Source organism: Curtobacterium sp. VKM Ac-1395 (genome assembly GCF_015350975.1).
In the GTDB taxonomy this organism is placed as follows: Bacteria; Actinomycetota; Actinomycetes; order Actinomycetales; family Microbacteriaceae; genus Curtobacterium.
Window position 1 is genome coordinate 76348 of record NZ_JADKRX010000001.1, and the last position, 12674, is coordinate 89021.

Consider the following 12674-nt stretch of genomic DNA (forward strand, 5'->3'; position numbering starts at 1 on the left):
CTTACGGCGCGACAGGAACGTGAGCTGTTCTGAACGCGCGGGATCTCCTACGGTCGGCCTGTGACCGTCCTCCTCCCCGCGCTCTCCGGCCTCGGCACCGGACTCGCCCTCATCGTCGCGATCGGCGTGCAGAACACGTACCTGCTCCGGTTGGCCGTCACCGCGCGCGTCCGGGTGGTGGCGGCAGCGGTGCTGGTGTGCGCGGTGTCGGATGCGCTGCTCATCCTGGCCGGGGTGCTCGGCGTCGGGGCCGTGGTGGAGCGGTTCCCCGCGGCGCTCGTCGTGATCCGGTACGTCGGGGCCGCGTTCCTGCTGACGTACGGGGTGCTGGCGGCGCGGCGGGCGCTTCGCCCGTCGGGCGATGCGATCCGGGTCGCGGCCGAGGACGACGGGGTCGCCGTGGTGGGGGTGGGAGCGGACAGGGCGGCGACGACCGTCGTGAGCACGTCGACGCCGCAGACGGCGGGGCGGGGTCAGGCCGAGCCTCCAGGCCGGACCGGCCAGACCGACCGGACCGACCGGACCGACCGGGCCATCCCCGCCGCCCCTGTCATGCGCACCGCGGTGCTGACCATGCTCGTCTTCACGTGGGCGAACCCGCACGTCTACCTGGACACGCTGGTGTTCCTCGGGTCCGTGGCGAACCAGCAGGGCGTCGACGACCGCTGGTGGTGGACGGCCGGCGCGGTGGCCGCGAGCTGCCTGTGGTTCGGCGCACTGGGGTTCGGCGGACGGCTGCTCCGACCGCTGTTCGCGCGGCCCCTGACCTGGCGCGTGTTCGACGGGTGCGTGGCCGTCGTCATGCTCGTGTTCGGCGTGCTGCTGGTCGTCGGCGCCTGACGGCGCGCGCCGCGCCGGGCCGTGCCGTGCCGTGCCGGGCCGCGCCGGTGGGATGCCGGGGGTGCAAAACACCGGTGTCTGCCGTTCGCGCCGCGGGAGATCGCGGTTCGAACGACGAACACCGGTGTGTTGCGACGCCCGCCGGCCCCTACTGCTCCCGGCGACCCACCCGGCTGTGGCTGCGGCTGTACCCGAAGTAGATCGCGAAGCCGACGACGAGCCAGACGATGAAGCGCAGCCAGGTCTCGACCTCGAGGTTGAGCATGAGCCAGAAGCAGAGCACGGCGGACAGGATCGGGATCACGGGCGACCACGGCACCCGGAAGGACCGCGGTGCGTCCGGGCGCGACTTCCGGAGCACGATGATGCCGATCGACACGAGCACGAACGCCGAGAGCGTGCCGATGTTGATCAGGCCCTCGAGCTTCTCGACCGGCGTGAACCCGGCGAGCACCGCCACCACGATGCCGGCGATGAGCTGTACCCGGACGGGCGTCTGCGTCTTCGGGTTCGTGACCGAGAACCAGCGGGGCAGCAGCCCGTCGCGGCTCATCGAGAAGACGATGCGGGACAGACCGAGGAGCAGCACCATCACGACGGTGGTCAGGCCGATGAGCGACCCGATGGCGATGATGCCGGCGGCCCAGGGCAGTCCGACGATGTCGAAGGCCGAGGCCAGGGACGGGGCGTCCTCCTGCGCGAGCTGCTTGTACGACACCATGCCCGTGATGACGATGCTGACGCCGACGTAGAGCAGCGTCACGATGCCGAGGCCGATGAAGATGCCGCGGGGCAGGGTCTTCTGCGGGTTCTCGGTCTCCTCGGCGCTGGTGGCGACGACGTCGAAGCCGATGAACGCGAAGAACACCAGCGACGCGGCGGCGAGCAGCCCGAAGACGCCGTACTGCGCGGGCTCGGACCCGGTGGCGAACGACACGAGCGACTGGGTCCAGACGCTGCCCTCGGCACCCTTCGCGGGCTCGGCGGCGGGGATGAAGGGCGTGAAGTTCGCGGCCTTGACGAAGAAGGCGCCGACCACGATGACGAAGAGGACGATCGCGACCTTGATGACGGTGATCACGGCGGACACGCGGCTGGACAGGCGGGTGCCGAACGCGAGCAGCGCGGTGAAGACGCCGACGATGAGCACCGGGCCCCAGGTGAAGGCGACCGGGCCGATCGCGATGGTGCTCGGGAGCGTGATGCCGAACACGTCGAACGCGGTGCTGAGGTAGATGCCCCAGTACTTCGCGATCACGGCGCTGGCCGTCAGGGTCTCGAGGATGAGGTCCCAGCCCACGATCCACGCGAGCAGCTCGCCCATCGTGGCGTACGTGAACGTGTACGCCGATCCGGCGACGGGGATCGTCGAGGCGAACTCGGCGTAGCACATGATCGCCAGGCCGCACGTGACGGCGGCGAGCAGGAACGACACGATGACGCCGGGCCCGGCGAAGTTCGCGGCGGCGTTCGCACCGACCGAGAAGATGCCGGCACCGACCGCCACGGCGATGCCCATCGCGGCGATGTCGAAGGTCTTCAGGGAGCGCTTGAGCGAGCGGCCCTGTTCGTCGGCGTCGGCCAGCGAGGCCTCGATCGACTTCGTACGGAGCAAGGATGCCATGGGGTCGTTCCCGTCATCGGCTGGCGTGGGACCCGGGAAGCGTAGTGGTGTACCAACTCGGGGCGCAAACAGGTGACACGGACGGGATCGTGCGTGGCCGCGGTCCGGCCGGTGGCCGTCGGCACCCGGACGGGAGGCCCGGCCCGGCTCAGACGGACCGGCGCCAGTCAGTCAGGAAGCGGGCTCCGGCGTGGTCGTGGATGACGCCGTCGGGAGCGGTGAGGACCGGGTACGGCGTCGCCGGGACCCCGTCGGACGGGCGGACGTCGACGTGGGCCACGTCGTGGCCGTTCGCGTGCAGCCAGTCGGCCATCGCGTAGTCGCTGCGGGAGTCGCCCATCGTGCGCCACGTCAGCGGGAGCTCGCCGTCCTCGGCCAGGAGCTCGAGGGAGCGCTCGGCGCCCATGTCCTTGCCGCTGCGGTCGGACTCGACGTCGGTGGAGATGATCGTCGGGTCGATCCGCCACTGCACGGCGCCGGACGCGTCGGGGCGGACGTCGTCGAGTCGGCGCACGCCGAGGCCGCGCCGCACGAGCGCCGCCATCGCCTTCGCGTCGAACTCGGGCTGTCGTGCCAGGTAGGCGTCGTTCGGGACCTCGACGCGCTGCTCGATCGACACCATCGCGCGCTTGGTCTCGTCGAAGAACACCAGGTCGGCGTACTCGTCGCGGACCAGCTCGCGCATCTCGTCGGCGTAGTCACGCGGGAGCGCCAGGTCCTCGGCGACCGTGACGTCGCCCATGCCGTCCTCGTACTGCGGGCCGATCGAGCACCAGACGGCACCCTTCTCGCACACGGCGTGCACGCGGCCGCCGGGGGCGAGGCCACCGGCGAGCAGGGGGCCGACGACCTGTTCGCGGATGAAGGCGTCGCTCCGACCGGTGTTGAACACGACCGGGATCCCCTCGGCGGCGAGCGCGATGAGGTCGTCGATGATGCTGGGGATCGCGATGGTGCGGGAGACGGGACTGGCGATGGGGCCGTCGACGTCCAGGAGGAGTCCGAGTCGGGGTGCGCTCACAGGTCCATCCTCGCAGCACCGTGGGCCGTGGTGGGCGTCCGCCGCGGGGTCAGTGCTGCGCCGTCCGGACGCGGTCGAGCAGGGCGGCGAGGGCCTCGGCGTCGGGGACGTGGCCCTGCCCGGGGACGACGGTGTGGTCGGACCCCGGGATCGCCTCGGCCGCGGCACGGGCAGCGGGGCCCATCCAGTCCGGGGACTCGGTGCCCGAGGCGACGAGCACGGGGACACCGACCGAGGAGAGCACCCGCTCGGGGATCGCGAGGCCGTTCAGCATGCGGACGTCCCGCGGGAGCACGTGCGCGTCGACGAGCAGGGCCCGCCACAGCGCCGGCTTCAGGCGGACGCCGGCGATCTGCCCCATCGGGATGCCGAGCACCTGCGCCAGGAACGCCCGCACGGCGGCACCACGGCGACCGGCCGCGACGTGTTCGTCGAGCGTGTCCGCGAAGACGACGTCCTCGGCGTGCGGGTCGACGCTCGCGCGGTACGGCGGTTCCCACAGCAGGGCGCCGTCGAGGGGGACGCCGGCCGCGATGCCGTGCAGCACCACGCCCACGCCGACGCAGACGCCGAGGCCGGTGACCGGTCCGTCGACGCTCTCGACGACGGCACGGAGGTCGTCGGACTCGCGCTCGATCGTCCACGGGTCGGTGTCGCCGCTCGCGCCCCGGCCACGACGGTCGTACGTGATGACCCGGTGCCGCTCTGCGAGGACGCGGGAGACGGCCTGGATGTACGGGGTGCCGCGGTGGTCGAAGGCTCCGGCCGCCACGACGACGGCGGGGCCGCTGCCTGCCTCGGTCACCGCGATGGGTGTGCCGTCGGCGGAGGTGACCGTTCGGTCGACGGGAGCGTGCATGGGGTCCTTCGAGGTGTGTCGACGAGGCTGCGTCGGGCCCTCGACTGGGCCGTGCGGATGTCGGTGGTCCGAGTGTGACAGTTCGCAAACGGTACGTCTCCCCCCGCTTCCAGGGGCAGACGCACCGCTCGGCCCCTCGACGCGGGTGGTGCCGCGGGCTCAGTGCTGGACGAGCGCGGTGGTGCCCACGGCCTCCCGTTCGAGCAGGGAGCGCTTGACGTCGAGCCCCCACGCGAAGCCGCCGAGCGAGCCGTCGGACCGGAGGACCCGGTGGCACGGCACGAACAGCGCGGGGGCGTTCCGGGCGCAGACGCTCGCTGCCGCCCGCACGGCGTCCGGTCGGCCCATCGCCGCGGCGAGCTCGGTGTAGGTCAGCGTCGACCCCGCGGGGATCAGGCGGAGCTGCCGCCAGCCCTCGGTCGAGAGCTCGGTGCCGACCTGGCGTACCGGGACGTGCATCGCCGGGTCGATGTCCCCGGCGTAGAAGGCGTCGACGGCCTCGGCTGAGGACACCGTGCCCGTGGACACGTGCGCGGGCCGGTGCTGCGCGGGGATGCGGGCCAGGATGCGGTCGAAGGAGTCCGTCCAGCCCGAGGCGAGCACGCGCCCCTGCACGTCTTCGAGCACGGTGAAGGACCCGTCTGGGGTGTGGAGTGTGGAGATCACGGCGTCGGTCATGGGGTGTCCTTCCGGGAGTTCGTGTGGGCGACACGAGCGGCCACCGTGGCGCGGTCGACGATCGGCCGCCAGCAGTGCATCGTGAGGTAGCTCCGCCAGGGCGCCACCTGCTCCGACCATAGGGAGAGCTCACGCGCCCCACCGGGCAGCCCGAGTTCCTGTGCACCGTTCCGCACGGCGAGGTCGCTGTGGAGGAACACGTCGGGGTGGTGCCGGACGCGGAGCGCGACGTAGTCCGCCGTCCACGGCCCGATGCCCTTGACGGCGAGGAGCCCGCCGCGGAGTTCGTCGAGCGACTGTCCACCGTGCACGACGAGCGACCCGTCGGCGAGCGCCGCCGCGACCCGGATGATCGTGTCCACGCGGGCGGCCGGCCCACGCAGGACCTCGTGTCCCGACGCCGCGATGACGGCGGCGGTCGGGAAGAGGAGCCCGTCCGGGGCGATCGCCGTGGGCACCGGAGCTCCCAGTGCCGCGACCAGCCGGGTCTGCGCCGTGCGCGCGGCCGCGACGGACACCTGCTGGCCGATCAGGGTGCGGAACACGATCTCGTGCGCGTCCACCGCCCCCGGCAACCGGAGTCCTGGGACACGGGCGACGGCAGGGGCCAACGCGGGCACCGCGCCGAGGACGGTGTCCACCGCGACCGGGTCGGCGTCCAGGTCGAACAGCGCCCGGACCCGCGCGACGAGCGTCGGCAGGTCGCCGAGGTCCGTGACCCGGATGGTCAGGTCGATGCCGGCCCTGGGGCCGGCTGCGTCGGGGAGGGCGGCCGACGCGCGGAACCAACCAGGGCCTCCCGGCAGGTCGACGAGCCGTTCGTAGGCGGTGACGACACCGGCATCGGAGGTGACCACCCGCTCCAGTCCGGCGAGCGCGTGCAGTGCGTGCCAGTCGAGCAGGCCCTGCGCGTCGAACGGTGCCCGCGCCGGCAGGTGCACGTGCAGGCCGCCGTCGGGGGCGGAGAGCGCGCGGCGCCGGGCGCGGAGTTCCGTCGGGGTGAGGGCGAAGACCTCGCGCACGGTGTCGTTGAACTGGCGGACGCTCGTGAAGCCGGCGGCGAACGCGACGTCGGCGATCGGCAGGTCGGACGAGGTGAGCAGCGTGCGCGCGGTCTGTGCGCGGTGCGCGCGGCTGAGGGCCTTCGGTCCGGCGCCGAGCTCCTCCGTCAGGATGCGGCCGAGCTGTCGTTCGGAGTAGCCGACGCGGGCGGCGAGGCCGGGCACGCCCTCTCGTTCGACGACGCCGTCGAGGACCAGGCGCATGGCGCGGCCGGCGACGTCCTCGCGCAGGTCCCACTCGGGGCTGCCGGGCGTCGCCTCGGGCAGGCAGCGCTTGCACGCGCGGAAGCCCGCGAGGTGCGCCGCCGCACTCGTCCGGTAGAAGGTGACGCCCGTCGAGCGCGGGGTGCGCGCGGGGCAGCTCGGCCGGCAGTAGATGCCCGTCGAGTGCACGGCGGTGACGAACTGGCCGTCGAACCGGGCGTCGCGCGAGGCGGCGATGCGGTGGCGCTCGGCGTGCAGCGCGTCGGGGTCGTGGGTGGCCATGCCGTCAGCCTGACACGGGCCACCGTCACGCAACTGGCGGGAATCGGACGGCGTGGTGGGAGGCCGGCGGGTCCTCCGCGTGCACTGCGGACGGGAGGCTCGGCTAGCGTCGTGCGCATGGCTCCCGGTCCCGACGCGGTCACCCCCGCCGTGCTGGGGCACGTCACGCAGGTCGAGGTCGCGATGCTCCAGGTGTCCCGACGGCACCGCTACGAGGGACGGCCCGCCGACGGGGCACTGCCCGCGGACGAGGACGAGCTGCGCGACCGGGTCGAGCTGCGCGCGGGCCTGGGGATCGTCGGCGACCGGTACTTCGCCGCGCGGGCGCACGTGCACGCCTCGGTCACCGTGATCGGGCTCGAAGCGCTCGAGGACGTCGGCCGTGCACTCGGCGTCGACCTCGACCCGACGCGGACCCGGCGCAACGTGTACCTGCGCGGCGTCGACTTCGAGGCGCTCCGTGGGGAGCCCTTCTCGCTCGACGCCGGCCACGGCCCCGTGCTGTTCCGCGGGTACCGCCCGGCGAACCCCTGCGCCTGGATGGACCACGAGATCGCCCCGGGTGCCTTCCGGGCGATGCGGGGACGGGGCGGGGTGCGGTGCGACCCGGAGTCCGACGGCGTGCTCAGCCTCGGTCCCGCGGTGCTCCGCACGGCCCGCCCCGTGCCGGTCCCTCCGGCGCGCTAGGCGGAGGTGCCGGTGAGCGACGCCTCGATCGCGTCGACGAACGCCGGCAGGTCGTCCGGCGTGCGCGACGTGATCAGGGTGCCGTTGGTGTCGTCCACCTGGACCTCCTGGTCGACCCACTCGGCGCCGGCGTTGCGGACGTCGGTCTGCAGCGACGGGTAGGACGTGATCGTGCGGCCCTGCAGGACACCGGCCTCGACCAGGGTCCACGGACCGTGGCAGATCGCGGCGACCGGCTTGCCGGCCTCGGCGAAGCTCGTCGCCAGGCGCACGGCGGACTTGTCGAGCCGCAGGTTGTCGGCGTTGATGGTGCCGCCGGGGATGACGAGGGCGTCGAAGTCGCCCGCCGAGACGGTCGCGAGCGTGGTGTCGGGGTCGAGCGTCGTGCCCGGGTCCTTGTCACCGACCAGCGTCTGGATGGTGTCGGTCTCCTGGGCCGCGACGGTCACCGAGGCTCCGCGCGCCCGGAGCTGGTCGACCGGGACGACGATCTCGTCCTGCTCCACGCCGTAGTTCGTCGCGATGACGAGGATCTTCTTGCCGTCGAGGGTTGCCATGACTGCTCCTTCCACGGACCGGGGTCTCCGGCCGCGGGATCCAGCGTGCTCGGCGACGCTGGACACCGGCACAGCCCTGCGCTTCGTGCACACCATCGGTGCGTGGCTCGGTCGTCCCGCGGCGGGACCGCTGTCAGCCGCGGATGCGGAACGCGGTTCCCTCGGGCATGACCTCCACGCCGTCGAAGCCGTGGACGCGCGGGATCCCGACCGTGACGTCGGCTTCGAGCGGCCCGACGACGACCGTCGTGGCTCCGGAGGCGATCGCGGACTCGACACCCGCAGGGGCGTCCTCGAACGCCAGGCAGTCCGTCGCCGCCAGGCCGAGGAGCTCGGCACCGCGGAGGTACCCGTCGGGGTGCGGCTTGCCGTTCGCGATGTCCTCGGAGGTGACGACCACGTCCGGCACGGTGACGCCGGCGGCACGCATCCGGTTGAGGGCGAGGTCACGCGGCGCACTCGTCACCAGCGCCACGGGGACGCCGGCGTCGACCAGGCGTTGCAGGAACGCCGCTGCGCCGGGGACCTCGACGATGCCGTGGGTGTTCTCGACCTCGTCGGCGACGAGCTCGTCCGCCAGCCGGCGCTGCTCCGCGGGGTCGAGGTCGGGCAGGAAGTGCGCGACGGTGTCGATCGTCTGTCGCCCGTGCGAGAACGCCAGGATCGTCGACGGTGCGAGGTCGTGCGCTGCGCCGAAGCGGCCCCACGCTCCCTCGACGACCGAGGTGGAGTCCACGAGCGTCCCGTCCATGTCGAAGAGGACCCCGGACGCCACGATGTCGATCACGTGCCCGACCCTACCGGCCAGCACACCACCGGGAACGGGCGGCCCACCTCACCGCGAGCGGACGTACCGCGTCAGCAGCAGGTCGCCCTCGCCGCGCAGCACGTGCGCCAGCCGCATCCGCCGCAGCTCCGGCGAGGACCCGCGCACGATGCGGGGCCCCTCGCCGCCCTCGAGCGACGGGTCCACCGACAGGCACAGCTCGTCGACGAGGTCCGCCGCCACCAGGGACCCCAGGAACGACGGCCCGCCCTCGCAGTGGATGCGCCCGAGACCGCGGGACACCAGGGCCTCCCGCACGAGCCGGACGTCGACCGAGTCCGTCCCGCAGGACACGACGTCGGCCACGGCGGACAGGGCCTCCCGGGCGGCGGGATCGGCAGCATCAGAGGTCAGCACCAGCGGACGCACGGGTGCGTCGGTGAAGACGGACGACGCCGGGTCGAGCGAGAGCGACCCGGTGACGATCGCGAACACGGGGTGGTCCGGCAGGCCGTGCTCGCGGCGCCAGGCGACGTCGGCGTCGTGCAGGCGCATGGGCCCGTAGCCCTCGTCGCGGACGGTGCCGGCGGCGACGAGCACCACGTCCGCGATGCGGCGGAGCAGGTCGAACACCCGCAGGTCGTCCGGCCCGCCGAGCGACCCGGTGACGCCGGCGGCCGATGCGGCGCCGTCCAGCGTGCTGACGAAGTTGACCCGGATCCAGCCGGCGGCCGACGCCTCGGAGCCGGTCCGGGCCTCCAGGCCGACACCCGGACCAGCCACAGCCGGAGCCGGCGCCGCGCTGTACAGGGCGACCAGGTCGTCGTCGGACAGGTCCGCGACGGACGGGGGCAGCAGGTTCACGTGTTGTGCCTCGATTCCAGGGGTGCGCGCCAGCCGAGGGTGGCCTCGACCATCCGCATGGCGTCGACGGACTCGACGACGTCGTGCATCCGCACGATGCGGGCGCCGAGCATCGCGCTGACCGTCGCCACGGCCAGGGACCCCGACAACCGTGCGCCGCGGGGCCGACCGAGGGACTCCCCGACGAAGTCCTTGTTCGAGACGGCCGCGAGCACGGGGTAGCCGAGCGCGACGACCTCGGGCAGACGGCGGGTGAGCTCGAGCGTGTGCACGGTGTTCTTGTTGAGGTCGTGGCCGGGGTCGACGATGATCCGCGCGTCGGGGACGCCGGCGGCGAGCGCCCGGTCGACGCGTTCGCGCAGGAAGCCGACGACGGATCCGGTGACGTCGTCGTAGACGGGCGGTGTCGGGAGCCGCTGGCGGGGCGGGGCCGTTGAGTGCGTGATGACGATCGTGGCGTCGGAGTCGGCGACCACGTCGGCCATCCGCGGGTCGGACAGCCCGGTGGTGTCGTTGACGACGCTCGCGCCGGCGGCGATCGCGGCGGCCGCGACCTCGGGGCGGAAGGTGTCGACGCTGATGACGACGTCGGACTGCTGGGCGAGCTGCTCGACGACGGGCACGACGCGGTCGATCTCGTCCGAGGCGGGCAGCTCCGGCCCCGGCGCGAACTTCACGCCGCCGATGTCGACCCAGTCAGCGCCCTGCTCGGCGGCGAGGACGGCGGCCTCGACCGCGCGGTCGAGCGCGAACGTGGCGCCCTTGTCGTGGAAGGAGTCGGGGGTGCGGTTGACGATCGCCATCACGGCGATGCGGTGGTCGAAGTCGATGGTGCGACGGCCGATGGTGCGGACCGGGTCGCGCAGGTCGGGCACGACCCAGCCGGGTGACGAGCCGGCCTGGAGGCTCGTGGCGCGTCGGTCTGGCGTCATGCGTCCGCCTCGGGCTGGCGTGCGGCGGCCTGGGCGTCGTGGTCGGCGCCGGCGGCGTGGTCGGCGTCGGCGTCGGCGTCGGCGTCGGCGCCGGTGCCGGCTCCGAATCCGCTCCCGGCTCCGGCTCCGCTCCCGGCTCCGATCAGGGCGATCGCCTCGGCCCGCCCGGTGGCCTCGGCCAGGGAGCCGCTCGCGGCGACCGTCACCGTCGTCGAGCCGGTCTGCCGTTCGCCGCGGGTCGTCACGCACTGGTGCTGGGCGTCGAGCACGACGAGGACGCCCTGGGCGTCGAGCCCGTCCTGCACCGCCCGCACGACCTGCTCGCCGAGACGCTCCTGCAGCTGCGGGCGCGACGCGAGGGCGTCGACGACCCGGGCCAGCGTGCCGAGGCCGATCAGGCGCTCGCCCGGGGCGTAGGCCAGGTGCGCGACGCCGAGGAACGGCAGCATGTGGTGCTCGCAGACGGACCGGAACCGGATGTCGCGCACGACCACGAGCTGGCCGCGCTCGTCGGCCTCGGCCGGGACGGTGCCGTCGCGGGCGATCGCGGCGGCGTCCTCCCCCAGGCCGGCGAAGAACTCGGCGTAGGCGTCTGCCACCCGCTGCGGTGTCCGTGCGAGTCCGGGACGGTCGGGGTCCTCCCCGATGCCGGCGAGGAGCTCGCGCACGGCGGCCTCGATGCGTGCACGGTCCATGCGGTGGTTCACGGACCCCATCAAACACCAGTCCCCCGACGCTGCCAGGTTCCTTTAAACTTCGTCAGTGAGCGCCACGAAGACCACCGAACCGCCCCGGAACCGCGTCGCGTCCGGCCTCGACCGCTTCTTCTCCGTCACGAAGCGTGGATCGACCATCCCCCGCGAGGTCCGCGGTGGCCTCGTCTCCTTCGTCACGATGGCGTACATCGTCATCCTCAACCCGCTCATCCTGGGTGGCTTCAGTGCCGACCAGGCCGCGAAGGACGTCACCGGCGGCTGGCTCGAGAACGCCCAGGTCGCCGCGGCCACCGGCCTCGTCGCCGGCATCATGACCATCGCGATGGGCATGATCGCGAACCTGCCGTTCGGCATCGCCGCGGGCCTCGGGATCAACTCGTTCCTCGCCGTCAGCGTCGTGCACCAGGTCACCTGGGCCGAGGCGATGGGGCTCGTCGTCATCAACGGCGTGATCATCGTCATCCTGGCGTTGACGGGCATCCGGACGATGATCTTCACGGCGGTGCCGGCGCAGCTCAAGGCCGCGATCACGGTCGGCATCGGCCTGTTCATCGCCTTCATCGGCCTGGTCGACTCCGGCTTCGTGCGCTCATCGGGCCTGGCGTCGCCGCCGCTGCAGCTCGGCGAGGACGGCTCTGTCGGGGCCCTCCCCACGATCGTGTTCCTCATCGGCCTGGTCATCATCGGCACGCTCATGGCGCGCAAGGTCAAGGGAGCCCTGCTCATCGGCATCATCGCGACGACCATCATCGCGATCATCCTGCAGGCGGTCTTCCACGTGCCGACCTCGGTCGACTCCAAGACCGGCTGGAACCTCAACGCCCCCGGCCTGCCGAGCGCACTGTTCGCCCTGCCCGACCTGTCGCTCGTCGGACACTTCGACTTCGGCGCCTTCAGCCGCATCGGCCCGCTCGCCGCGTCGATGCTCGTCTTCACGCTGGTCTTCACGAACTTCTTCGACGCGATGGGCACGATGACCGGGCTGGCGAAGGCCGCCGGGGTCGCGAAGCCCGACGGCACCTTCCCCCGCCTCCGCTCGGCGCTCGTCGTCGAGGGTGCCGGTGCGATCGCCGGTGGTGGCGCCTCGGTCTCGTCGAACACCGTCTTCATCGACTCCGCTGCGGGCATCGGCGAGGGTGCCCGCACGGGAATGGCCTCCGTCGTCACCGGCCTGCTGTTCCTGGCGTCGATGTTCCTGACGCCGCTGACCCAGGTCGTCCCGCTCGAGGTCGCCGCCGCCGGGCTCGTCGTCGTCGGTGCGCTCATGGTCGCGCAGGTCAAGGACATCGACTGGACCGACTTCGGGTCGGCGCTGCCGGCGTTCCTGACGATCGTCGTGATGCCGCTGACCTACTCGATCGCGAACGGCATCGGCGTCGGCTTCATCAGCTGGGTGCTCATCAAGGCGCTGTCCGGCCGCGGCCGCGAGGTCTCCTGGCTGCTCTACGTCGTCGCCGCGGGCTTCCTGCTGTACTTCGCGCGCGGGCCGCTGGAGTCGGTGCTCGGCGTCGGCTGACGCCGGGCGGTGGCGGCTGCGGCTGGCGACGGGCGGTGGCGGGCGCGGGGGTCCCGGACCGCAAAAC

At 72.8% G+C, this 12674-nt stretch carries 12 protein-coding genes and 1 pseudogene; 3 read left to right on the top strand and 10 right to left on the bottom strand.

Features of this window, described 5'->3' with window-relative positions; translation table 11 throughout:
• The first annotated feature begins 60 nt into the window (after positions 1 to 60).
• Entirely contained in the window at positions 61 to 840 is a 780-nt protein-coding gene (locus ITJ68_RS00415) for a LysE/ArgO family amino acid transporter (protein WP_194659402.1), read from the top strand.
• A 148-nt stretch (positions 841 to 988) separates the two neighbouring features.
• Here the strand turns inward: ITJ68_RS00415 and ITJ68_RS00420 are convergent, their stop codons facing one another.
• The 5 genes from ITJ68_RS00420 to ITJ68_RS00440 all read right to left on the bottom strand — a co-directional run bounded on the left by ITJ68_RS00420 (position 989) and on the right by ITJ68_RS00440 (position 6569).
• Positions 989 to 2464, bottom strand: coding sequence for an APC family permease (locus ITJ68_RS00420; RefSeq protein ID WP_194659403.1), 1476 nt, complete (start codon positions 2462 to 2464; stop codon positions 989 to 991).
• Between the two features lie 148 nt (positions 2465 to 2612).
• On the bottom strand, positions 2613 to 3485 hold the full coding sequence (locus ITJ68_RS00425) for a hypothetical protein (protein ID WP_194659404.1): 873 nt from the start codon (positions 3483 to 3485) through the stop codon (positions 2613 to 2615).
• 49 nt (positions 3486 to 3534) lie between these two features.
• Positions 3535 to 4344 (bottom strand): alpha/beta fold hydrolase, encoded by an 810-nt coding sequence (locus ITJ68_RS00430; RefSeq protein WP_194659405.1) that lies wholly within the window; start codon positions 4342 to 4344, stop codon positions 3535 to 3537.
• 159 nt (positions 4345 to 4503) lie between these two features.
• Positions 4504 to 5022, bottom strand: a complete 519-nt coding sequence (locus ITJ68_RS00435) for a methylated-DNA--[protein]-cysteine S-methyltransferase (protein ID WP_194659406.1) — start codon at positions 5020 to 5022, stop codon at positions 4504 to 4506.
• Positions 5019 to 6569 carry an AlkA N-terminal domain-containing protein gene (locus ITJ68_RS00440; RefSeq protein ID WP_194659407.1) on the bottom strand — a complete coding sequence of 517 codons (1551 nt, stop codon included), beginning with the start codon at positions 6567 to 6569 and terminating at the stop codon, positions 5019 to 5021. Before ITJ68_RS00440 ends, ITJ68_RS00435 begins: the two co-directional genes overlap by 4 nt.
• A gap of 117 nt (positions 6570 to 6686) precedes the next feature.
• On the opposite strand from ITJ68_RS00440, the gene ITJ68_RS00445 reads away from it, so the two are divergent.
• Positions 6687 to 7256 carry an MOSC domain-containing protein gene (locus tag ITJ68_RS00445; protein WP_194659408.1) on the top strand — a complete coding sequence of 190 codons (570 nt, stop codon included), beginning with the start codon at positions 6687 to 6689 and terminating at the stop codon, positions 7254 to 7256.
• On the opposite strand, the gene ITJ68_RS00450 is transcribed toward ITJ68_RS00445, so the two are convergent.
• The 5 genes and pseudogenes from ITJ68_RS00450 to folE form a co-directional block, all read right to left on the bottom strand.
• Positions 7253 to 7813 carry a type 1 glutamine amidotransferase domain-containing protein gene (locus ITJ68_RS00450; RefSeq protein WP_194659409.1) on the bottom strand — a complete coding sequence of 187 codons (561 nt, stop codon included), beginning with the start codon at positions 7811 to 7813 and terminating at the stop codon, positions 7253 to 7255. The two genes, ITJ68_RS00445 and ITJ68_RS00450, sit on opposite strands and share 4 nt — an antisense overlap.
• A gap of 133 nt (positions 7814 to 7946) precedes the next feature.
• Positions 7947 to 8600 carry an HAD-IA family hydrolase gene (locus tag ITJ68_RS00455; protein WP_194659410.1) on the bottom strand — a complete coding sequence of 218 codons (654 nt, stop codon included), beginning with the start codon at positions 8598 to 8600 and terminating at the stop codon, positions 7947 to 7949.
• Positions 8601 to 8648: 48 nt separating this feature from the next.
• The gene (locus ITJ68_RS00460) at positions 8649 to 9443 is read right to left on the bottom strand and encodes a pyrimidine reductase family protein (RefSeq protein ID WP_323743171.1); all 795 of its coding nucleotides are present in this window, start codon (positions 9441 to 9443) and stop codon (positions 8649 to 8651) included.
• A complete protein-coding gene (gene folP, locus ITJ68_RS00465; protein ID WP_194659411.1) occupies positions 9440 to 10375 on the bottom strand; it encodes a dihydropteroate synthase in 936 nt (311 codons plus the stop codon). The genes ITJ68_RS00460 and folP overlap by 4 nt, the downstream gene beginning before the upstream one ends.
• A gap of 128 nt (positions 10376 to 10503) precedes the next feature.
• Positions 10504 to 11070: pseudogene (folE, locus tag ITJ68_RS00470) on the bottom strand (GTP cyclohydrolase I); the annotation flags it as partial.
• A 67-nt stretch (positions 11071 to 11137) separates the two neighbouring features.
• Here folE and ITJ68_RS00475 point away from each other — a divergent pair.
• Complete coding sequence (locus ITJ68_RS00475; protein WP_194659412.1) at positions 11138 to 12607, top strand: NCS2 family permease; 1470 nt, start codon at positions 11138 to 11140, stop codon at positions 12605 to 12607.
• The last annotated feature ends 67 nt before the right edge of the window (positions 12608 to 12674 follow it).

Coding starts and splice junctions, on each gene's coding strand:
- ITJ68_RS00420 (WP_194659403.1), bottom strand. CDS start 2,464: ATGGCATCCTTGCTCCGTACGAAGTCGATCGAGGCCTCGCTGGCCGAC.
- ITJ68_RS00430 (WP_194659405.1), bottom strand. CDS start 4,344: ATGCACGCTCCCGTCGACCGAACGGTCACCTCCGCCGACGGCACACCC.
- ITJ68_RS00435 (WP_194659406.1), bottom strand. CDS start 5,022: ATGACCGACGCCGTGATCTCCACACTCCACACCCCAGACGGGTCCTTC.
- ITJ68_RS00440 (WP_194659407.1), bottom strand. CDS start 6,569: ATGGCCACCCACGACCCCGACGCGCTGCACGCCGAGCGCCACCGCATC.
- ITJ68_RS00445 (WP_194659408.1), top strand. CDS start 6,687: ATGGCTCCCGGTCCCGACGCGGTCACCCCCGCCGTGCTGGGGCACGTC.
- ITJ68_RS00450 (WP_194659409.1), bottom strand. CDS start 7,813: ATGGCAACCCTCGACGGCAAGAAGATCCTCGTCATCGCGACGAACTAC.
- folP (WP_194659411.1), bottom strand. CDS start 10,375: ATGACGCCAGACCGACGCGCCACGAGCCTCCAGGCCGGCTCGTCACCC.